Source organism: Streptomyces sp. T39 (genome assembly GCF_008042045.1).
In the GTDB taxonomy this organism is placed as follows: domain Bacteria; phylum Actinomycetota; class Actinomycetes; order Streptomycetales; family Streptomycetaceae; genus Streptomyces.
In genome coordinates, this window is sequence record NZ_RDBP01000029.1 from 65793 (window position 1) to 86596 (window position 20804).

At 74.7% G+C, this 20804-nt stretch carries 23 protein-coding genes; 14 read left to right on the plus strand and 9 right to left on the minus strand.

Annotation, left to right across the window (positions count from 1 at the left end; genetic code table 11):
• Positions 1–230 precede the first annotated feature (230 nt).
• Positions 231–1607 carry a PLP-dependent aminotransferase family protein gene (locus EAO77_RS20935; protein WP_147989825.1) on the minus strand — a complete coding sequence of 459 codons (1377 nt, stop codon included), beginning with the start codon at positions 1605–1607 and terminating at the stop codon, positions 231–233.
• A gap of 199 nt (positions 1608–1806) precedes the next feature.
• Here EAO77_RS20935 and EAO77_RS20940 point away from each other — a divergent pair, with 199 nt between their 5' ends.
• Both EAO77_RS20940 and EAO77_RS20945 read left to right on the plus strand, forming a co-directional pair.
• The gene (locus EAO77_RS20940; protein ID WP_147989826.1) at positions 1807–2337 is read left to right on the plus strand and encodes a hypothetical protein; all 531 of its coding nucleotides are present in this window, start codon (positions 1807–1809) and stop codon (positions 2335–2337) included.
• Positions 2330–2977, plus strand: a complete 648-nt coding sequence (locus EAO77_RS20945) for a LysE family translocator (RefSeq protein ID WP_147989827.1) — start codon at positions 2330–2332, stop codon at positions 2975–2977. The genes EAO77_RS20940 and EAO77_RS20945 overlap by 8 nt, the downstream gene beginning before the upstream one ends.
• A 47-nt stretch (positions 2978–3024) precedes the next feature.
• Here the strand turns inward: EAO77_RS20945 and EAO77_RS20950 are convergent, their stop codons facing one another.
• Entirely contained in the window at positions 3025–3471 is a 447-nt protein-coding gene (locus tag EAO77_RS20950; protein WP_147989828.1) for a hypothetical protein, read from the minus strand.
• A gap of 200 nt (positions 3472–3671) precedes the next feature.
• On the opposite strand from EAO77_RS20950, the gene EAO77_RS20955 reads away from it, so the two are divergent.
• From EAO77_RS20955 to EAO77_RS20960, 3 genes are all read left to right on the plus strand, one after another.
• Positions 3672–4349: a DNA alkylation repair protein gene (locus EAO77_RS20955; protein ID WP_147989890.1), complete on the plus strand. Its 678-nt coding sequence runs from the start codon at positions 3672–3674 to the stop codon at positions 4347–4349.
• A gap of 208 nt (positions 4350–4557) precedes the next feature.
• Positions 4558–4731, plus strand: coding sequence for a hypothetical protein (locus EAO77_RS38750; RefSeq protein WP_187283338.1), 174 nt, complete (start codon positions 4558–4560; stop codon positions 4729–4731).
• A 249-nt stretch (positions 4732–4980) separates the two neighbouring features.
• A complete protein-coding gene (locus EAO77_RS20960; protein ID WP_261994068.1) occupies positions 4981–6411 on the plus strand; it encodes a phosphatase PAP2 family protein in 1431 nt (476 codons plus the stop codon).
• 62 nt (positions 6412–6473) lie between these two features.
• Here the strand turns inward: EAO77_RS20960 and EAO77_RS20965 are convergent, their stop codons facing one another.
• The gene (locus EAO77_RS20965) at positions 6474–7163 is read right to left on the minus strand and encodes a DUF4230 domain-containing protein (protein ID WP_147989830.1); all 690 of its coding nucleotides are present in this window, start codon (positions 7161–7163) and stop codon (positions 6474–6476) included.
• Positions 7164–7511: 348 nt separating this feature from the next.
• Between EAO77_RS20965 and EAO77_RS20970 the strand changes: the two genes are divergently transcribed.
• The 6 genes from EAO77_RS20970 (at position 7512) to EAO77_RS20995 (ending at position 12660) form a co-directional block, all read left to right on the plus strand.
• Complete coding sequence (locus EAO77_RS20970; protein WP_147989831.1) at positions 7512–7712, plus strand: hypothetical protein; 201 nt, start codon at positions 7512–7514, stop codon at positions 7710–7712.
• Positions 7713–7825: 113 nt separating this feature from the next.
• The gene (locus EAO77_RS20975) at positions 7826–8353 is read left to right on the plus strand and encodes a MauE/DoxX family redox-associated membrane protein (RefSeq protein ID WP_147989832.1); all 528 of its coding nucleotides are present in this window, start codon (positions 7826–7828) and stop codon (positions 8351–8353) included.
• Positions 8354–8498: 145 nt separating this feature from the next.
• Positions 8499–9104, plus strand: a complete 606-nt coding sequence (locus tag EAO77_RS40210; RefSeq protein WP_261994069.1) for a TlpA family protein disulfide reductase — start codon at positions 8499–8501, stop codon at positions 9102–9104.
• An 8-nt stretch (positions 9105–9112) separates the two neighbouring features.
• Positions 9113–11119 (plus strand): ABC transporter ATP-binding protein, encoded by a 2007-nt coding sequence (locus tag EAO77_RS20985; protein WP_261994070.1) that lies wholly within the window; start codon positions 9113–9115, stop codon positions 11117–11119.
• Positions 11120–11286: 167 nt separating this feature from the next.
• On the plus strand, positions 11287–11748 hold the full coding sequence (locus tag EAO77_RS20990) for a S26 family signal peptidase (RefSeq protein WP_147989833.1): 462 nt from the start codon (positions 11287–11289) through the stop codon (positions 11746–11748).
• 360 nt (positions 11749–12108) lie between these two features.
• Positions 12109–12660 (plus strand): GNAT family N-acetyltransferase, encoded by a 552-nt coding sequence (locus tag EAO77_RS20995; RefSeq protein ID WP_147989834.1) that lies wholly within the window; start codon positions 12109–12111, stop codon positions 12658–12660.
• A 7-nt stretch (positions 12661–12667) separates the two neighbouring features.
• Here the strand turns inward: EAO77_RS20995 and EAO77_RS21000 are convergent, their stop codons facing one another.
• A complete protein-coding gene (locus EAO77_RS21000; protein WP_147989835.1) occupies positions 12668–13630 on the minus strand; it encodes an LLM class flavin-dependent oxidoreductase in 963 nt (320 codons plus the stop codon).
• Positions 13627–14883, minus strand: coding sequence for an MFS transporter (locus tag EAO77_RS21005; RefSeq protein WP_147989836.1), 1257 nt, complete (start codon positions 14881–14883; stop codon positions 13627–13629). Before EAO77_RS21005 ends, EAO77_RS21000 begins: the two co-directional genes overlap by 4 nt.
• Positions 14884–14998: 115 nt before the next feature.
• Between EAO77_RS21005 and EAO77_RS21010 the strand changes: the two genes are divergently transcribed.
• Complete coding sequence (locus tag EAO77_RS21010) at positions 14999–15559, plus strand: TetR/AcrR family transcriptional regulator (RefSeq protein WP_147989837.1); 561 nt, start codon at positions 14999–15001, stop codon at positions 15557–15559.
• A 114-nt stretch (positions 15560–15673) separates the two neighbouring features.
• Here EAO77_RS21010 and EAO77_RS21015 read toward each other — a convergent pair whose 3' ends face one another.
• The 4 genes from EAO77_RS21015 to EAO77_RS38755 form a co-directional block, all read right to left on the minus strand.
• Complete coding sequence (locus EAO77_RS21015; RefSeq protein WP_147989893.1) at positions 15674–16207, minus strand: Dps family protein; 534 nt, start codon at positions 16205–16207, stop codon at positions 15674–15676.
• A gap of 375 nt (positions 16208–16582) precedes the next feature.
• Positions 16583–17314 carry a methyltransferase domain-containing protein gene (locus EAO77_RS21020; protein ID WP_147989838.1) on the minus strand — a complete coding sequence of 244 codons (732 nt, stop codon included), beginning with the start codon at positions 17312–17314 and terminating at the stop codon, positions 16583–16585.
• Positions 17311–18549: a lycopene cyclase family protein gene (locus EAO77_RS21025; protein ID WP_261994071.1), complete on the minus strand. Its 1239-nt coding sequence runs from the start codon at positions 18547–18549 to the stop codon at positions 17311–17313. Before EAO77_RS21025 ends, EAO77_RS21020 begins: the two co-directional genes overlap by 4 nt.
• Before the next feature lie 414 nt (positions 18550–18963).
• Positions 18964–19134: a hypothetical protein gene (locus tag EAO77_RS38755; protein ID WP_187283339.1), complete on the minus strand. Its 171-nt coding sequence runs from the start codon at positions 19132–19134 to the stop codon at positions 18964–18966.
• A gap of 188 nt (positions 19135–19322) precedes the next feature.
• Here EAO77_RS38755 and EAO77_RS21030 point away from each other — a divergent pair, with 188 nt between their 5' ends.
• Both EAO77_RS21030 and EAO77_RS21035 read left to right on the plus strand, forming a co-directional pair.
• Positions 19323–20363 (plus strand): YihY/virulence factor BrkB family protein, encoded by a 1041-nt coding sequence (locus EAO77_RS21030; protein ID WP_147989839.1) that lies wholly within the window; start codon positions 19323–19325, stop codon positions 20361–20363.
• A 152-nt stretch (positions 20364–20515) separates the two neighbouring features.
• Positions 20516–20782, plus strand: coding sequence for a DUF4235 domain-containing protein (locus tag EAO77_RS21035; protein WP_147989840.1), 267 nt, complete (start codon positions 20516–20518; stop codon positions 20780–20782).
• Positions 20783–20804: the final 22 nt, after the last annotated feature.

Sequence of the window (20804 nt, forward strand, 5' to 3'; positions counted from 1 at the left end):
CCGCGGGCGGACGAAACCCTGCGGCGGGCCGGCGCGGCGCGGGCGTCCGGGGGCCCTGCCCGCATCGCCGTCGCCGCAGGTGGGGCCATGCGCCGACGGCGATGCGGGCAGGGCCCCCGGACGCCCGCGCCGCGCCGGCCCGCCGCAGGGTTTCGTCCGCCCGCGGGCGGACGAAACCCTGCGGCGGGCCGCGGACGAGCCGGCACCCCGTCCGCCCCGCGGCGCGGACGTCAGTCGGTGACGAGGTCGTCCGGGGCGGAGCGGGCGAGCGCGGCGAGCGTGGTGAGCGCCTGGGAGAGGACGTCCGGCCGCGGGGAGGCGAGGCCCACGCGGATGGCGTTGGGGGCGTGTCCGCCGGCGGAGAAAGCGGCCGCGGGGACGACGCCGACACCGTGGCGCGCGGCGGCGGCGACGAACGGGTCCGCTCGCCACGGACGGGGCAGCCGCCACCAGCAGTGGTAGGAGCGCGGATGGCTCCGCACGTCGAAGCCGGCGAGGTGCCGGTCCGCGATCTCCTGGCGCACCGCGGCCTCCTGCTGCTTGGCGGCCACCAGCTTCCCGACGGCACCGTCGCGCTGCCAGCGATGGGCGGCCTCCAGGGCGAAGCGCATGGGGGCCCAGCCCCCCGATCGCAGGGCGCCGGAGATCTCACCCGCCAGGGCGTCGGGCGCCACCACGAAGCCGAGGGTGAGACCGGGGGCGACGCGCTTGGACAGGCTGTCGATCAGGACGGTCCGCTCGGGGGCGAGGGCGGCGAGCGGCGGCAGTTCGTCGCGCAGGAAAGCCCAGACGGCGTCCTCGACCGCGAGGAGCCCGCTCCGGTGCAGGACGTCGGCCAGGTGCTCGACTCGGGGTCCGGGCATCGTCAGCGAGAGCGGGTTGTGGAGTCTCGGCTGCACGTAGACGGCGTGCAGCGGGGCCGCGGCGTGGGCCTCCTCCACCGCCTGCGGGATCAGTCCGTCGTCGTCCATGGCGAGCGGGACGAGGGTGATGCCGAGCCGTGCGGCGACGGCTTTGACCACGGGGTACGTCAGTTCCTCCACGCCCAGGCGTCCGCCGGGCGGGACGAGGGCGGTGACGACGGCCGAGAGGGCCTGGCGCCCGTTGCCGGCGAAGAGGATCCGCGCGGGGTCCGGCCGCCAGCCGCCGCAGGCGAGGATGCCGGCGGCGGACTCGCGCAGGCCCCTCGGGCCGGACGCGCCGGCCGGCCCGAGGGCGTGTCCGAGGACGTCGGCGCCCAGCATCCCCTCGAGCCCCGCCGCGAGCAGCGCACTCTGCCCGGGCACGGCCGGGTAGTTGAGCTCCAGGTCGATCCGGCCCGCGGCCGGCTCCGTGAGCGCGGGGCGGGCGCCGGGCTCCGGGGAAGCCGCCCGCACGAACGTGCCGCGCCCCACCTCGCCCACCGTCAGACCGCGGCGGGCCAGTTCCCGGTAGACCCGTGCGGCGGTGGAACCGGCGATGCCGCGCTGGCGCGCGAACGCGCGCTGCGGGGGGAGCCGGTCGCCCGGCCGGAGGGCGCCCGACGCGATCTCCTCGGCCACCGCGTCCGCGACGCTCCGGTAGTCCCTGGCCACGCGCGTCCTCCTCGTCCGGCGGCGGGCGTTCATCCCACCACATCATTGCACCGAGTGCAATATGTCAGTTGCATCGAGAAATGCCCTCGCCTACGCTCCCAGCATTGCACTCGCATCCGACGGAGGGGTCCTGGGGTCCGTGGACGTCATGCCGGCGCACAGCAGCCCGTCACCGCTCGGCCGCACTCCCCCGCCGGCCGACTGCCGCCACTGCGGCTTCACGTCCCGCTCGATGGGAAGGGACGAAGCCGCCGACACGCTGCGGGAGTTCACGGCACGGTGGCAGCGCGTCCTGCGCGACCCGTCGCTCGGCCACCGCCGTACGGGACTGCCCGCCTGGACACCCCTGGAGCGCGGTCGTCACATCCGGGACATGTGCCTGCTGTTCCACTTCCGCCTCGATGCAATCCTGGGCGTCCCGGCACATGCACCGGGCCGGGTGACCGGCCGGGCGGGTGCGCCGACGGCGCACCCGGGCACCGGCGATCAGCACCGGGACGAGCAGCCCCGGCACGTCGCGGACGACCTGGGCCGGGCGGCCGAGGCTCTGGCGCGGCGCCTGGCCGGGTTCACCGCCCACGACTGGGAGCGCGGGGACCCCCGCCTGGCCGACCCGCGGCTCACCGTCGACTTCTTCACCCGCCACCTGCTCCACGACATCACCCACGACCTCGCCGAGGCCGCGGACACGGACGGTGCCGAAGCGGCACGCCGGGACGACAGCGGCGCGGTGCGCCGGGGGACGAGGAGGACCGGTGGTTGAGGCGAGCGGAATCCTCGGTGTGACGCTGGTGGCACTCGGCATGGTGCTCACCCCCGGGCCGAACATGATCTATCTCGTGTCCCGCAGCATCACCCAGGGGCGGCGTGCCGGGCTGATCTCCCTCGGCGGCGTGGCCCTGGGCTTCATGGTGTACCTGGTCGCGACGAACGTGGGCCTGTCGGTCGTGTTCGTCGCGGTGCCCGAGCTGTACGTCGTGGTGAAGCTCGCGGGCGCCGGCTACCTCGCCTACCTGGCGTGGAACGCCCTGAGGCCGGGCGGCCTCTCCGTCTTCGACCCGCAGGAGGTGTCGCGCGACTCGCCGCGCAGGCTGTTCACGATGGGCCTGATGACGAACCTGCTCAACCCGAAGATCGCCATCATGTACCTCTCCCTCATCCCCCAGTTCATCGAGCTGGACAACGGGCACCTCCTCCTCCAGGGCCTCGTCCTCGGCTCGTTCCAGATCGTGGTGAGCGTCGCGGTGAACCTGGCCATCGTGCTCGCCGCGGGCACGATCGCGGGCTTCCTCGCCCGCCGCCCCTCGTGGCTGAAGGTGCAGCGCTACCTGATGGGCGGGGTGCTCGGCGTCCTCGCGGTCTCCCTGGCCGTCGACACCTCGCGGCCGGCCGCCCCGAGCTGACGGCCGGCGGAGGGGAGCGCACCTGCGCACGCCCCGGGCGCCGGCCCTCAGGACGGGATGGAGAGCGACCAGCCGACGATGTCGGCGAGCCGGCCGCGCCACAGCTCGTAGTGCATCGTCTGGGTCGTGGCACCCGTCAGGAACGTGGCGTTCCGCAGATGCACCCATCGCGGGAGCGGATCCGCGTCCCGGTCGTCCCGCTGCTCCTGCAGGACCTCGTTGATCAGGCGCGGGATGCGGGCCAGCGACTCCGCCCCCGCCCCGGGAAGGTCGCGCAGCGAGGACTCCCACTCCTGCGCGTAGGCCTCGCGGCTGATCACCTGCCCGTAGATCACCCCACCGGGGATGTTCAGCGACACACCGAAGTGCGACCGGTTCTCCTCGTCCTGGTCGACGAGCCTGACCAGCATGCGCAGCTCCATGTCCAGGAGCGGCTCCACCACGTCCGGGTAACGCGCCTGCTCGCCGCCCCTGCCTGCCTGCTCGTCGGCCATCCGCACATCCTCTCGACGGGGGCGGGCCCCGCACCGGGCCGCCCGTGGGGAACGAAAGCTCGATCGACAGCTGCCCAGGCGTACGCGTCACATGCGAGAGCGCCCGCGATCCGGCCGGCGCCGCCGGCCGTAGGCTGGCTCGCGCAACCCGAGGACAGGAGACCGCAGTGGGCCGGACGGATTCCGGGGCGGAGACGGCGATGGCCGGCGTGCTGGCCGAGCTGGCCGGACTCGAGGACGCCCGGGCACGCGCGGTGAACGAGCGGCACGGCGACGACCACGGCGTGAACCTCACGAAGCTGCGCGCGCTCGCGAAGAGGCTGAAGACGCAGCAGGACCTCGCCTGCCGGCTCTGGGAGACGGACGACTCCGCGGCGCGGCTGCTGGCCGTCCTGATCTGCCGCCCCAAGGCGTTCGGCCGTGACGAACTGGACGCCATGCTCCGCTCGGCGCGCACGCCCAAGGTGCAGGACTGGCTCGTCGCCTACGTGGTGAAGAAGAGCCCGCACGCGGAGGACCTGCGGACCTCCTGGTTCGCCGACCCCGACCCGGTCGTCGCGAGCGCGGGCTGGGCGCTCACCACGGAACGCGTGGCGAAAGAGCCCGCGGGCCTCGATCTCGCCGGCCTGCTGGACATCGTCGAAGCCCGTATGAAGGACGCCCCGGACCGTCTGCAGTGGGCGATGAACCACTGCCTGGCCCAGATCGGGATCGAGCACACCGAGTACCGGGAACGCGCCATCGACATCGGGGAGCGCCTGCGGGTGCTCGAGGACTACCCCACTCCCCCGGGCTGCACGTCGCCGTTCGCCCCCGTGTGGATCACCGAGATGGTGCGTCGCCGGCAGCCCCGAGCGCGGATGACCGGGCGCGGATGACCGTTGTGCGGATGACCGTTGTGCGGATGACCGGGCGCGGGTGACCGTTGTGCGGGCGGCCGGCCCGGCGGTCGCGCACACCGTTCCGGTCGACGCCCGTGCGGCGAACACGGCACAACACGGAGCGGGCGGGTCTGCGAGCGGTTTCCCGGGGCAGACGCACCGATGCACCGATGCGAACCGTCCCCGCGCACAGAGGAGTCGTCCCATGCTGGGCATAGCCGCCGCCGTTCTGTTCTTCATCTCCTTCCTCATCAACGCCGCCGATCTCGGCACCAACGACGTGTTCTCCTCGGGGAACATCATGCTGCTGGGGCTGATGCTCCTGGCGCTGCACGTGTCGGGGGTGGGCACCTCCTGGCGCTCCGGCCGCCGGCGCTGACGCGTCGCGGGGAGAGATCGCCGCCGTGCCCGGACGCCGGGCGGGCGGCGATCGTCGTGCCCGCGTGCGTGCGGGGGGATCTCCGCCTCCGAGGGACCGGAACGGGTGAACCCGCGGGCTCCGATAACATGTTCGGGCTCGCGAAGAGCACCTCGTCATTTCGGCGGAATTTCCCTCACATCGGTTGAAAAATTGATATCTAAGGTCTCGCGGGCTCTCTCGCGAAGAGGCGGCGGCGACGCACGCGCCGTGTGGCGCCGTCCACGGGTCCTGCTGTGGACCGCGCTCGGCGTGGTCGCCCTCGCGTTCCTCGTCGCGCTGGAGATCGCCGCGCGCCGGTACGGCGTGCGGGGGCCGATCTCCAACCAGGTGCGCGAGGTGCTGTTCGCCCCCAAATCGGGCCCGTTGCTCTACGCCGGCCTGGCGTTGACGACGGTGGTGCTCAGCTGGCGCCGGCGGTTCGTCGCGTTCGGCGCCGCGATCGCGGCCGACCTCGTCCTGTGGCTGGTGCGGTGGGCCGTCGACGCCCCGATGATGGCGGGCACCGGCGCGTTGTGGGTGCTCCTGGCCCATGCGGTCGTCGCCGTCACCCGCCGCACCGGGGACGAGCGTGTGCTGCTGCTGAAGGCCGTCGGCCTCGGTCTGCTGCTGGTGGCCGGCCGCAAGGCCGGGGACACCTGGCTGCTGATCACCTCCAAGGCGCGGCCCATGGTGCTCGACCCGTACATGGCGGCCGCCGATCACGCGCTGGGCAGTCCGTCGTGGCTGGCGGGCCGGATCGTCGGGGCCACCGGTCCGGTCGGCGCCCATGTGCTCGACTGGGTGTACGTCCAGCTGGGCGTCGCGGCGGTCGTCGTCGCGCTGTACCAGCTGCGGAACGCGGGGATCGAACGGCGCTTCCCCGGCCACCATCTGGTGCGCACGTTCCTGGTCATCGGTCTGCTCGGGCCGGCCGTGTACATGATCTTCCCGGTGGTCGGGCCCATCTACGCCTACGGCGCCGAGGGCGGGCAGTGGGCGGTGGCCCACCTGTGGCCCGACACACCGCCGCCGGTGGTCGCTCCGCAGCCGATGCCGTTCGACGGCATCACCCCGCGCAACTGCATGCCCAGCCTGCACACGGCGTGGGCGACCGCCATCTTCATCCACTCCCGCAAGGGGCCACGGGCGCTGCGGTACGCGGGCACGCTGTGGCTGATCACCACACTCGGCGCCACCCTGGGCTTCGGCTACCACTACGGCGCGGACATCATCGCCGGTGTGGTCTTCACGCTCACCATCGAAGCGGCGCTGCGCGCACTCGACCGCGGCTGGGACCGGCGTGCCGTCCGGCTCGTCGCCGGGGGCGGCGCGGTCTTCGTGGCCTTCCTCCTCGCGTTCCGCTTCCTGAGCATGGAACTGGCGGCGCACCCGTGGGTGTTCGGACCGCTGCTCGTCCTGGCCACGCTGGCCGTGATGTACGACTACACGCGCGTCACCCGGCAGTGGGACCGGGAGACCGCGGCGGCGCACATCCCGGCGCAGCGCCACCCGTCGCGGACCGATTCGGCGGCGGGCGCGTCACCGTCCGGGAGCGCGCCGGCCGGCGGCAGCACCACCGCCCCGGTGCCGCCGCGGGAGACGGCCGCGGCGGACCGGGCGGGACCCGAGCCGCGCGAGCTGGAGGCCAAGGCGCCCTGACGGGCGACGGACGCGTCACGGGCCGGGGCCGGAGAGACGTTCTCCGGCCCCGGCCCGTCGGTTCATCCGTAGACGACCGTCACCGAGCGGAAGCCGAGCGAGCCCAGCAGCCCTTTCAGCATGGCCGTGGTGTTCTTCTCCGCCCGGGCGGTCAGGCCGCTCCGGCGGGCCGCCTTGTCGATGTGATCGGCGGCGAGACGGTGCACCGCCCGCTCGTCGGCCGGGTTGTCGGAGAACAGGTCGCCGAGCCGGTCCAGCAGGCCCCGCTCCTTGGAGACCGCGTACGAGCGGTCCGGGTCGAGGGACGCCGAGCCCAGCCGGGCGTGCGGCAGCCGGACGGTGGCCTCGGTCCGGTCCTCGTTCACCCGGACGCTGTCCTCCCGGAGGGAGCCGAAGTCGACGTAGGCCGAGACGCTGCCCGCGCCGACGAAGAGGGTGCGGGTCCCCCTGATGGCGTCCGGCAGGAAGCGGGTGTCCTTCTCCAGGTCGACCACGACCTGGAAGTCGCCGGCCGCGCCCTCGTAGCGGTCGAGGTCGCGGACCGACTTCAGCAGCACGGGGCCGGTCCGGTCCTCGGTCCGCTCGCCGAACAGGTCGCCCAGCCCGCCGAACGGGTTGAACCCGATGAGCAGGGTGACCACCAGTGCCAGACACAGGACCGCCGCCACGACGACCGCGACCGTGCGCCGGGCACCACGCACGACGGCGGGCGCCGGGGCGGAGCCGTCACTCTTGCGCAGAAGCTTCGTCATGGTGTGCGGATGCCCGCACCGGCGCGGATCAGGCCGGGCCGACTCCGGGCGGATACGGACGAGTTCGGCCGGGGGCTCGGGCGGGCCGGACGCGTGCGGCCACCGGGGCTCCGGCGGCGCCGAACGTATCACCATGTGGACTAGACCAATTTCGCGCACCCGCCCCGCCGACCTGCGGCGCTTCGACCGCGACCTGCGACGGTCCCGGCGAACCGCCGCACCCGGCCGCCCCCCGGGGCGTCTATTGGTCTAGACGTTTCCCGCGGGCCGTCGTTACGTTGTCCCGCGCACGATCAAGGGAGCTCCCGAACCGCCGTATCCGTCCTTCCACGTCATCGGAGGAACTTCATGGTCAAGAGTCTGTCCGCCTTCGCCGGCCGCGCGCTCGCGCGGGTCCTGCCGCAGGAGACCGCGGCCGCCGCGTGCGCCTGCCCGGCCGGCAGCTCCAGCTGGTGTTCGGGCGAGAACCTGTACACCCGCTTCTGCTGCTCCTGGAACTGCGCCGCCGCGCCCACCTGCACGGTCACCGTGGTCTACGGGGCCTGCTGACGGACCGGCCACCCCACCGGGTCCCGGCGGCGGCTCCGTCCGCCGCCGGGACCCGGCACCGCCGGCCCGCACGGAGGCCGGCCCCGCCACAAGGGACGGACAGGACGACGGACATGGAATACCTGCTCTTCGGCGCACGGTGCGCCCTGGCCCTGACCCTGCTCGCCTCGGTCACCGGCAAGCTGCGGGCGCCCGGTGGCCTCCACCGGACCGTCGCGGACCTGGACATCGTGCCGCGACGCCACGCGGGCAGGGTGGCCGTGGGCGTGGTCACCGCCGAGACGGCGGCGATCGTGCTCGTCTGGCTGCCGGGACCGGCCGGTGCCGCCGCCTTCCTCGGCGCCGCCGCGCTGATCGCGGCCTTCACCGCGGTGCTGGTCGTCCTGATCCGCAGGGACGACGACGTCTCGTGCGCCTGCTTCGGCGCCTCCCGCACACCGGTGGGGCGCGCGCACCTGGTGCGCAACGGCGTGCTCCTGGCGGTCTGCGGTCTCGGCGCCGTCGCGGCGGCCGCGGGAGCCGGCGCCGCCCTGCCGCCCGAACCGGCGGCCGCGTTCGCCGCCGGGCTGGTCGCGGTCGTCACCGGCGCGCTGCTGATCTCCACCGACACCCTCGCCGGCCTCTTCGCCCGCCCCTCCTGACACGGGCCGCGCCGTCCCGGCGGCCGGCGACCGCGCGCCGCGCGGGCACCCCGCCGCCTACCGCACCGTCCGAGAACACCGGCACCACCGCATGCCGGCCCCGTGGCCGTCCGGTCACCGTCACGCGCATGGAAGTGAGGCACCGTTGTCCGTCACCACCACCGTCGTCGTCTGCGTCAACGCCGTCGTCGGCGTGCTCAACCTGCTCCTGCTCCTCGCGCTCGCCCGCCGCATCGCGGACGGCGGGCACGCCGGTCACGGCGGGCCGGCCGGGGACCCGGCCGTCACCGTCCCGGAGAACCGTCTGGCCGACGGATCCCCCGCCCCGGCCTTCCAGGTGACGACCCGTCAGGACGGTCCCCTCGGGGACGCGGGCCTCCCCGGCCCGGCGGCCGTCGGCTTCTTCTCCACCACCTGCCGCCCGTGCCGCGAACAGGCCCCGGGGTTCGCCCGGATCGCGGCCACGGTCCCCGGCGGACGTGACCACGTCGTCGCCGTCATCAAGGGGTCCGGCCAGGTCGCCGACGATCTCGCGGAACTCCTGGCCCCCGTCGCGCGCGTCGTGGTCGAGGCCGACGACGAGAACGACCCGACCCTGCGGCCCGGCATCGCCCTCGCCTCCGAGGCGTTCGGGATCGTGCGCTGGCCCAGCTACGTCGAGATCGGGGCGGACGGTCGGATCACCAACCGGGAGTCGGCGTCCGACCTGTTCTCCGGTTCCGCCGCGCGGCCCGCCCCGCAGACGGTCTGAGCACCGCCGTGGACACCGCACCGGGCGACGTCCGGCGTCGCCGCACCGCCGAGGCCCTGCGCTCCGCGTCCGCCGCCTTCGCCCTGGCCTGGCGGGCCGGACCGGCGGTCGTCGCCGCCTACGTGACGGTCAGCGTCGTCGCGGGCCTGCTCCCCACCGCGGCGGCCCTGCTGGTGAGCAGCCTGCTGGACCGGCTCACCGCACCCGGCGGCGGTCCGCTGACGCCTGTCGCGCTGCTGCTCGTGGCGGTGACCCTCGGCACCTCGCTCACCACCCCCGCCGCGGAGTTCCTGCGCAGCGAGAGCACCAGGGCGCTGCGCGTGCGGGTGCAGGACGAGATGCTGAGCGGGGTCAACCGGCTGCCCGGCATGCGGCACTTCGAGGACCCCGCGTTCCAGGACCGGCTGCGTCTCGCCCAGCAGGCCGCCGGCAACGCCCCGGACCTGCTGGTCGGTTCGGTCGTCAGCGGCCTCCAGGCCGCGGTGCTGCTGGCCGGCTTCCTGGTCACCGTCTTCGTGATCAACCCCGTGCTCGGCGCGGTCACCCTGCTGCTGGCGGTGCCCGCGCTGCGGACCCAGCTGGCAGCCGGGCGGCGGCGCGCCGAGGTGCTGCGCGACACGATGGGCAACAGCCGCCGCGAGATGTTCTACGGCAGCCTCCTGTCGGACACCGACACCCTGAAGGAGATCCGGCTCTTCAACCTTCAGCGGTACTTCACGGACCGGGCGGCGGCCGAACTGCGCACCGTCGTGCGCGCCGAGCGCGGCACCGACCTGCGCAGTCTGCGCGAGCGCGTCCCCGACCTGCTGCTCGGCGCGGCGGTCTTCGCCGCCGGACTGCTGTGGGCGGTGCGCGCGGCGGGCCGGGGCGAGCTGACGGTCGGCGACCTGTCCGTCTTCGTCACCGCCACGGCCGGAATCCAGCGGGGCGTCGCGCAGCTCGCCGCCACGGCCGCCACGGCCTACCAGGCGGCCCTCACCTTCACCTTCTTCCGCACGCTGCGCGACGTCCCCCCGGACCTGGTGCTCGCCCCGGAGCCGCGCCCCGTGCCGGACCTCGCCGGACGCATCGAGCTGCGCGACGTGTGGTTCCGCTACACGCCCGAGTCGCCGTGGATCCTGCGCGGCGTCGACCTGAGCCTCGTCGCGGGCGAGGTGACCGCGCTCGTCGGCGTCAACGGCACCGGGAAGAGCACCCTGGTGAAGCTCCTCTGCCGGCTCTACGACCCCACACGCGGACGGATCCTGTGGGACGGCACGGACCTGCGCGACGTCGATCCGGCCGACCTCCGCGAGCGCCTCGCCGCGGTGTTCCAGGACTACGGGCGGTACGACCTGACGGCCGGCGAGAACATCGGCATCGGCCGCGTGGCGGACATCGGGCGCGAGGACCTGGTGGCGGGCGCCGCCGAGGCGGCCGGAGTCCATCCGCGGCTCTCCCGCCTCGGGCAGGGGTACGCCACGCTGCTCAGCCGGATCTTCGCGTCCGCCGGGTCCGCGGGCGCGGCCGTCGGCGAGCTGCTCTCCGGAGGCGAGTGGCAGCGCGTGGCCGTGGCACGGGCGTTCATGCGCCGCGACGCCGACCTGATGATCCTCGACGAGCCGAGTTCCGGTCTGGACGCCGCGGCCGAGCAGGAGATCCACGACAGTCTGCGCACGCTGCGCGCCGGGGCGACGGTCCTGGTCATCTCGCACCGGCTCAGCACCGTCCGCGACGCCGACCGGATCGTCGTCCTCGGCGACGGCCGCATCACGGAGAGCGGCACGCACGACGAGCTCATGGCCCGCGACGGCACGTACGCCCGCCTGTTCCGCCTCCAGTCGGCGGGGTACGCCCCGGCGGGGGCGATCACCGGGGTGGAGGTGGCCGCCGGGCCGCCTTCGGCCGTCACGCCCGTTCCGAGCGGCGGCGATGCGCCCGGCGGTGCCGGCACGCCGCGCGGCACGGACGACGGCGCCGGCGCGGTCGTCGACAGCCGGCAGCCCCCCGCCGCGGCCGGGGCCACCACGCCGTGACCGCCGCCGCGCCGCACGAGGGCCGACCCGCGGCCGCGGCTCCCGCAGCGCCACCGGTGCGGGCCCGCCCGCACCCCCCGCCCGACGGCGCACACCCCGTGCCCGGACCGACGCGTCACGCCCGAGCCCCGAACCCCGAGCCCCCGAGCCGAAGGACCTGCGCGCCGATGACCGCAGCCACAGTCGCCGTGTCCACCGTCGCGGTCCTCGCCGTGCTGTTCGCCGCCGCCCGCCGGGTCCTCCTCGTCGTCACGGTGCACGGCGCCAGCATGTACCCGGCCCTCGCCCCCGGGGACCGCATCCTGGTGCTGCGCGGCGCCGCCGCCCGGCGCCCCCGCGGCGGGCACGTCGTCGTGCTGCGTTCCGACCGCATCCCCGGGGCGGGCCCCGGTGGTCTGCTCGTCAAGCGCGTCGCCGCGCGCCCCGGGGATCCCCTGCCGCCCGGCACCGGCGCGGGGTTCGTCCCGGACGGCCACCTGGCCGTGCTCGGCGACAATCCCGAGGTCAGCACCGACTCCCGCGTCTGGGGGCCGGTGCCCGCCGCGAGCGTCGCCGGGGTCATGGTCGGCCGCATCCTGCGCGCCGGCCCGCGGCATCCGGCGCCTCCGCGCGCCCCGCACCACACCTGACGCAGGGGCCGCGACGGCGTCGGCGGACCGGGGCCGGGCGCCACGGGCGGGAGCAGGGGCGGCGGAGGACGACGCCCGGCAGATCGAGGGCCGGCCCGCACATCTGCGGGACGGTCGGCGTTCGCCGACGCCGTGCACGACGAGCGCCGCCTCCCGGACCTTTTCACCACCGAGGAATCCGCCTCCCCGGAGACCCTCCTCACGACCTGGCCCGCCCGCATGGACGCTCCCCCGCCGGCACCGGTCCGCCCGGCCTCGCCCGGGCACCGATCCGGGAGCGGACGGACGCCCGCGGCCCCGGGCCCGCCCGCGCGGAAAAGCCGTTGCCCTCGGCGGACGCGCTCGCGTTGGCTGGGCGGCATGCCCGAACTGCGCACCTCACGACTCGTCCTGCGCCACTGGCGCGACTCCGATCTCGCGCCCTGGGCGGCGCTGAACGCCGATCCCGCGGTGCGGGAGCATCTGGGCGACCTCCTCACCCGGGAGGAGAGCGATGCCTCGGTGGCCCGTTTCCGGGCGGACTTCGAGCGGCGGGGCTACGGCTGGTGGGCGGTCGAGGTGTGCTCCACGGGCGAGTTCATCGGGTTCGCCGGCCTGGACGACGTCGACGAGGACACACCGTTCACCGGGGTGGAGATCGGCTGGCGCCTGGCCCGGCCCGCCTGGGGCCGGGGGTACGCCACGGAGGCCGCCCGGGCGGTGCTCGCCCACGGCTTCGGCGCCCTGGACCTGCCCGAGATCCTCGCTGTGACGACGGCCGCCAACCTCCGCTCGCAGGCCGTGATGCGGCGGATCGGCATGGTCCGGGATCCGGCCGCCGACTTCGACGACCCCTCCGCGCCCGAAGGGCCGCTGCGCGGGCAGGTGGTGTACCGGATCGGGCGCGGTGCGATGCCCCCGCCGCCTGCCTGACCCGGGCTCAGAGCACCCCGGCCAGGGCGGCGAGGGAGGCCCGGCGGTCGGGACCGGCCGGAATGAGCACGGCACTGGTGACACCGGCGGCGAAGAGCTCCTCGATGCGGGCGCGGACGTGGACGGCGGTGCCCGCCAGAGCGAGCTGATTCACCCACTCCCCGGGCATCGCCTGCGCGAACGCACGGCCGTCCGCACAGGATCTGCGCAGCGCGGCGAGTTCCTCGTGGAATCCGAGCGGCACGATGTGCGGTTTCCAGTCGGCGTCGCCCAGTGCCTGGAGCGCCGGGCGCACGGCGGCGACGGCCGCGCGGGGGTCGTCGCCGACCGCGGCGACGTTGTAGGCGGTGAGCCGGTGCGGGCGCCGGGGCGCGATGCTGCGCAGGGCCTCGCGGACGTACGGGGGTGCGACCGGCTCGGCGAGCAGGGTCCCGTCCGCCGTCTCGCCGGAGAGGGCGAGCGACTTGGGGCTGCGGACCCCGGCGAAGACGTCGGGGACCTGTTCGGGCACCGCCGAGGGGTGCAGACGCACCCCGTCGAGGCGGACGTAGCGGCCGTCCGCGTCGGCCCGGCCGCCCGACAGGAGTGTCCTGAGCGCGTGGATGTATTCCCGCAGCAGCGTGAGCGGGCTGCGCGGCCAGGCGCCCGCGTCGCGCATCCAGTCGGGCATGCCGTGGCCGACGGCGATGTCGACGCGGCCGGGGTGCAGCTGGGCGAGTGTGGCCGCCTCCATCGCGGTGAACGCGACGTTGCGCGCGCCGGCGGGCAGCAGCCCGACGCCGACGCGGATGCGCGGGGTGCAGGCGAGCACGGTGGCCGCCTGGGCGAGCCCTCCGCGGTGTCCGAGGTCCTCGGCGACCCACAGTTCGTCGAAGCCGTAGGCGTCCGCCTCCTGTGCGAAGGCGACGATGTCGGCCGCGGGAAGGTCGCAGGGCAGCAGGACGCCGATGGCTCCGGGCTCGACGGTCATCGGTGGTCTCCCGTGTCCGAGGGGTGCTTCGCGGAGGTGGCCGTCGGCTCCGGCGGCCGGGGCAGGACCGGGCCGGCCGTCGCAGAGGTGCGGGCGCCGGCGGCGGGGGCGAGGAGGACCGCGGAGGCGACGAAGACCAGGACCACCGCCATCGCGGCGCGCAGGCCGTAGTGGTCGCCGAGGAACCCGAGGGCCGGAGGTCCCACCAGGAAGGCGACGTAGCCGATGGTGGCCACCAGCCCGACCCGGGCGGTCTTGCCGGGGCCGGAGTCGCCCGCCGCCGACAGGGCGACGGGGAAGCCCAGCGACGCCCCCAGCCCCCAGAACAGGACGGCCGCCGCGGCCACGACGGCGTTGTCGGAGAAGACGACCAGGACCAGGCCGACGGCGCCGGACACGGCGCTGGCGCGCACGACCGCCGCCCGTCCGTGGCGCGCGATGAAGAACGAGCCGCTGAAACGTCCCAGGGTCATGGCGGCCGCGAATCCGACGAAGACCAGTGAACCGAGCGCCGGGTCGAGCCCGTGGCCGTCGACCATGAGCAGGGGGAGCCAGTCGTTGGCGGCTCCCTCGGCGAGCGCCATGGCCAGCACGATGGCGCCGATCAGCAGGAGCCTGCGGTCCTTCCACACGGGTGCCCCGCCCTCGGCGGCCGCGCCGCCCGGGTCCCCGGAGCTGATGCCCGTGCCGGCCGGGATCGCGCGCAGGGCGTGGACCATCATCGCCGTCGCGACGGCGCCGACGGCGGACAGGTGCCAGTGGGCGGGGAACGCGCCGGCGGTGGCGGCCATGCCGAGCAGCCCGCCCACGACCGTGCCCAGGCTGAAGCAGCCGTGCAGCGCGGGCAGCACGGCGGTGCCGGTGATGTGCTCGACATCGGCACCGTCCACGTTGACCGCGACCTCCCCGCCGCCCATGCCCGCGCCGAACACGCCCAGCCCGGCCGCGACCAGCGGTGCGGAGGAAGCGGCGCTGCCCGCGGCCATGACGAACACCCCGGCGATGATCAGAACGGTGCCGACGGCGATGACCGGCCTGGTCCCGCATCGCGACACCAGGCGCCCCGAGCACAGGATGCCCGCCATGGAGCCGACGGACAGGCCGAAGAGGATCAGCCCCATCTGCCCGATGGACACGCCGAGTCCGTCGCGGATGTCCGGGGTGCGCGTGATCCACGACGACATGGCGATGCCGTTCAGGAAGAAGAAGACGTAGAGGGCCCGACGGCGTCGGCGCACTGCGGGGTCTGTCACGGGGGCTCCGCTGGTTTCGGACGTATGGTCCGGCAGACACCAGGTACGAGCACCCGCCGAGTATGCACAAATGTACATACCCTTGGGGTGCCGGTGAAGAGAGGCAGGCTCGGCGATGAGCGGCAGCACCCGCGGCCCCAACGACCCGCGACGGCGTGAGCGCATCCTGGACGCGGCGCTCGACGTCGTCGCGGAGCACGGGGCGATCAAGGTGACGTTCCGCCGGATCGCCGAGGCCGCCGGCGTGCCGCTCGGCTCGCTCACCTACTACTTCGACGACATGGAGCACCTGCTCACCGCCGCGTTCGGCAGGCTCGCCGAGTCCGTCTCCAGCCGTTACGGGGCCCTGCTGGAGGCGGCCCGCACACCCGAGGAGGCGGAGGCCGCCGTCGTCGAGATCATCTGCGGCAAGGTGTGGGGCACCGACCGCGACCTGCTGCTCAGTTACGAGCTGTACGCCTTCGCCACCCGCCACCCCGAGCTGCGCGAGGTGATGCGGGCCTGGATGCGGGCCAGCCGGAACTCGCTGGCCAGGCACTTCGACCCGCTGACCGCCAGGGCGCTCGACGCGCTGGTCGAGGGGCTGTCCATCCACAACTCCGTCGACGCGGAACCGGCCGACCGCGCGGACGTGGCGGCCATCGTGCACGCCGTCGCCACCCGCCGCGACCGCTGAGCCCCCTGGCCGCGCAAGGGCAGCGGAGGGCGGTTCGACGCTCCCCGGTGGGCCGGACACTCCCGCCACGGCCCCTGGGGCCGTGGCGGGAGTGTCCGGCGCCGCTTCGGTGGATCAGGGCTGCCGGCGGGCCTGGTCGGTGGCGCGGTCGGCCGCCTCGCTCTCGGTGGTCGCGCCCCGGGTGCTCAGGCCGCCGGTGGACTCCAGGTGGGCCCGCACGAACCACTGGAAGAGCTCCAGGCCCCGCAGCTGCTCGATCAGCATGTCCTGGGTGACCGGGTCGGACGTCTCGGTCGCCTGCATGGCCTCGCGGTGGTCGGTGATGACGTTGGTGTAGACGATGTCGAGGGCGCCGAGGTGCGCGATGGCCTCCCCGCGTCCGATCGAGTAGTCGTTCCACGTGCGCTGGTCGACGAGCGCCCCGGGGGTGCCGTTCGGTTCGCCCCCGAGGGTGGAGATCCGTTCGGCCAGGTCGTCGGTCATGGCACGGACCTGGTCGACCTGCGGGTCGATCATCTCGTGCACGGCGATGAAGTGCGGCCCCACCACGTTCCAGTGGATGTGCTTGAGGGTGAGGGCCAGATCGTTCAGGGAGTGCAGGCGCATCTGGAGGAGCTCGATGATCCGGCTGCTGTCCTCCCCGGTCATGCCGGGGACGGTGTAGGCGAGGTCGTCGTTCTTCGGGGTCACGAGGGTGCTCCTTGAGTCGGTCGCGAGATGACCCGGTGGACGGGGAGGCCCGGAGTCACGCGGGGGCCGGTGCCACGGCGGCAGGCGGCGCCGGGCGGAGGCACCGGACGGCACAAGCCTGTCTATGGCGTGCCGCGACCGGCCGCAACTCCGGGCGGCGGCGGGGGCTGGGCCGCACGGGTGAGCCCCGGGGGGCGACCCGGGCCGCCCGGGCAGGGGTCGGCCCGTCCGCACCCGCACCGGCGGGAGAAGGTCCGGTGCGCGGGGCGACGGACGCGCACGGACGCGCCCCGGCGCCGAGCCCTCCGGCCGGAGGGCTCGGCGCCGGGGTGCTCAGCGAGGCGGTGTGCTCGGCGTGTGCGGGTCGTTGCGGGCGACGAAGGTGTGCACGATGCCGGTCTGCCATCCGGCGACCGGTACCGCGCGCGCGTCGCGGAAGCCGGCGTGCGCCAGGCGGCGGGTGAACGCGGGGGCGGTGTCGAAGTCGAGGACGCTGTGCCACAGATGGCGGTAGAGGGCCCGGTCGCCGCCGAGCGTGCCCGCGGGGACGATCACCCCCTGGCACACCGCGGTCCACAGGGCACGGTGGACCGCCGAGCCGCTGAGGCTGTACTCGTGCACGGCCAGCCGTCCACCGGGACGCAGCAGGGCGCGAACGTTCGCGAGGACGCGGTCCGGCTCGGTGAGGTTGCGGAACAGGTAGGCGGCGAAGACCGCGTCGAACGGTCCGGCGGTCTGCGGTGTCAGTTCCTCCGCGGGCAGGTGGCGGAAGTCGACGTGCTCGGGCCACCGTTTGCCGAGTGCCCGCCGGAGCATGCCCTCCGAGGCGTCCACGCCGGTGATCCGGGCACGCGGCGCCGCCCGCAGCAGCGCCAGGGTGGAGGCACCGGTGCCGCACCCCAGATCGAGGATGTGCAGCCCGGCGCCGTCGTCGGGCAGCCGCAGCCGGCGTGCGGAGCGCAGGAGGTCCGCACGGTATCCGGGGTTGAGGGCGGTGAGGCGGTCGTAGGTCCGCGACGCGTGGTCGAAGGCCCCGGCCAGCTCGTGGTCGTGCAGCAGGGTCATCGGTGGATCTCCTCCGGTTCGGTGGCGGCGGTGTCGGCGGGACGCGGTCGGCGTGGCAGGAGAGGGAGTTCGGCGGCGGTCCGGAGCATCGGCAGCACGGGGCCGCGCAGTCCGATCCCGCACTCCTCCCGGAGCGACGTGCCGCCGTCCAGGAAGCGCAGGATGCGCTCGGCGGGCGTGGTGCGGAACAGGTGGGTGACGTAGGCGGGGCCGTCGATCCGTCCGGTGTCCAGTGCCCGGAGCAGTACGGCGTCCATGGCCGGGGCTCGCCGCCCGTACGGGGCCGGGACGGTGGTGCGTCCGTCGCGCAGGGCGTCGGCGATGACCCGGGTCTGGCGCCGCACGGCCGCGAAGGTGTGACCGGTGGACGGCCGGGGGGCACCGCCGGCGGTCCCGATCCGGAAGACGCCGGGCTGGATCCGGCGCGGGAAGCGGGCGTCGGTCATCGGGACGGCGCCGTGTTCCGACGCGTCGACGGTGAAGGCGCCCAGGCCGAGGATCTTGCGGCAGTAGTGGCTCAGCGCCGCCGCGTACGCCGCCGGGGTCAGCGGGGCCCGGGAGAGCTGCGTGTACTCCACGAGGGCCCGGTCGGACGCCAGCGGCAGGACGTGGCCGAAGGCGAGACCGCGGGACGGCTGGGGCACCCGGAAGTCCATCAGGTCGGCGACGGCGGGGTCGAAGCGGCCTGCCGCCGTGCGCACGAACCAGCCGCAGAAGTGCCGGAGCAGTGCGGTGCGGGCGGGGGGAGGTTCCCGCAGGGGGCGCGAGTCGAACACGAGGCGTGCGTGCAGGGTCAGTTCGCGTCCGTCCGCCGCCGAGCACCGCACGTCGGCGCCGTCGCCCGCGCGGCGCACGGCGCCCGGGGTGGCCCGCAGCACGTGCGCCCGGGGGGACGCGGCGAGGCGTGCGTGCACCAGCCGTTCGAACGACGCGGAGCGGAGCATGCGGTAGCGCAGGGGGTGCGGGTCCACCGTGGTCGCTCCGCCGTCGGGGGCGTGGATCCGCAGGCGCGACCAGGACGCCTGGACCACCGGTTCGACGTCGGCCGCGTCGGCGTCCCAGAAGCACCAGGTCCTCTCCGGTGGCCGAAGGGGCCCGTCCGGCGGCTCCACCACGGTCACGCCGGCGGTGCCGTCCCGCGTCAGGCGGTCGGCGAGGCCGAGTCCCGCCGCTCCCCCGCCGAGGATGACGATGTCGGGGAATCCGGCGGTGCGCCGGTCCGCGCCGCGCCTCACCCGGTTCGCCGTCCGGCGGTCCGGCCGGGGTCGGTTCCACGGGTGGCGCCGGTGGAACCGGTCGCAGGGAGTTGTGTGCCGGGATCGTCCACGCCTCACTCCGGTAGTCCGCTGCCGCTCTGCCGTGTCGCGCCGCGCCGTGTCGCGTCGTGCTCGTCGGTGCTGTTCCGTGCTCGTCGGCGTCGTTTCGGGCCGTGTGCCGTCCGTGGATGCAGGCGGGCGGACGGGGGCGGAGCGACCGGCAGGGCGTGCGGCCACGGCGTGGACGGCCCGCCCAGCGTGGCACACGAGCCCGTGCCCGGCGGGTAGCGGCACGTCCCCGGCGCCCGGCCGGGAGACCCCGGCGCCGTGGCGTCGGCGGTCCCCGCGCCGGGCAGGCGGATCCGCACAGGGGCTTGACGGTCTGTCGGGCGATCACGGGGTGCGGAGGCCCGTGGGGGAGCCGGTGGGCGGGCGGAGCACGAGCAGGCGGCTGCGGAACGTGACGTCGTCGGCGACGGGGCCGCGGTCGCCGGGCGTGGTGCCGGTGAAGGTCAGCGTCGCGGAGGTGCGGAGCACCGTGGCGAAGTGGGGCGTGCGGCCCACCCTCCGCGCTCCGACGTGCCGTTGGGGGCCGGGGACTGCCCGTGCCGAAGCCGCGGCCCCGGCACGACCGGCCACGGGCGCGCGGTGCGCGCGTCAACCGGTGCCGTCGGGACCTCCCGCTGGGCCCGGACACGGAACTTCCCCCGGTGCTCAGGCATGGGGCGGCCGGTGGGGGTTACCAGTCGTCCATGACCCAAGAGCAGACCCAACGCGACGGCGCGTCCCCTGCGAGGGCGGACGGCGAGACGCCGGACACCCCCGCCGACCTCGGCAAGAAGTCCTGGCGCGCGGTGCTCAAACGCACCGTGCAGGAGTTCCAGCGGGACGAGTTGACCGACCGGGCGGCGGCACTGACGTACTACGCCGTGCTGTCGCTGTTCCCCGCACTGCTGGTGCTGCTCTCCCTTCTGGGCATCGCCGGGGACTCGGCCACGGAGTCCCTGCTCGACAGCATCAAGAAGCTGGCGCCGGGGCCGGCGCGCGATGTGCTGACCGACGCGGTGACGCAGTTGCAGGGCAGCGCCGGGGTCGGTTCGGTGCTGGCCGTCGTGGGTCTGCTGGGTGCGCTGTGGTCCGCGTCCGGCTACGTGGCGGCGTTCATCCGCACCTCGAACGCCGTCTACGACCTGCCCGAGGGCAGGCCCATGTGGAAGGTGCTGCCCGTGCGGGTCGGCCTGACCCTGCTGCTGATGGTCCTGGCCTGCGCCACCGCGCTGATGGCGGTCTTCACCGGGGGCCTGGCCCGCGAACTGGGCTCCGTGCTCGGGATCGGTGACACCGCGCTGACCGTGTGGTCGATCGCGAAATGGCCGGTGCTGGTGCTGCTGGTCGCGCTGATGCTGGCGATCCTCTACTGGGCCGCGCCCAACGCCAAGGGCCGCGGCTTCCGTTTCGTGACGCTGGGAAGCCTGCTGGCGCTGTTCATCTGGCTGATCGCATCCGCCGGCTTCGCCCTCTACGTCGCCAACTTCGGCTCCTACAACAAGACCTACGGCACGCTGGCCGGCGTCATCGTCTTCCTCGTCTGGCTGTGGATCACCAACCTCGCCATCCTGCTCGGCCTCCAGTTCGACGCGGAGATGGACCGCGAGCGGGCCATCGTCGCCGGCCACCCGCCGCGGGAGGAGCCGTACGTGGAGCCCCGGGACACCCGCAAGTGGAGCGACGAGGACCGGCGGGCCATGGGCGACACCGGTCCCGCGGACCCCGACGGCCAGCGGAAGGGCTGAGACACCGGTCCCGGGCGGCGACCGCGCGGGGAATGCGCGTCGCCGCCCCGGGTACGCGGGGCTCAGGAGGCCGGTGTACCCGGCCGCCGACGGCGCGGGCCGCCCGCGGCCCGCGCACACATCAGGCCGTCGATCCGAGGAGAGGTCACGCGATGAAGGCGTCCAAAGTCGCCTACAAGCCGATCGGCATGGCCCTGGGAGCGGCCGGCGGCGCGCTCGCGGGCGCGCTGTTCAAGCAGGTCTGGAAGAAGCTCGGCCACGACGACGACGCCCCGGACGCCACGGACCCCGACCGCACCTGGCGCGAGATCCTGATCGCGGCCACGCTGCAGGGAGCCGTGTTCGCCGCCGTGAAGGCGACGGTGGACCGGGCCGGCGCGACCGCCGTCCACCGGGCGACCGGGGTGTGGCCCGGCTGACCGGAGCACCCGGCCGCCCGCC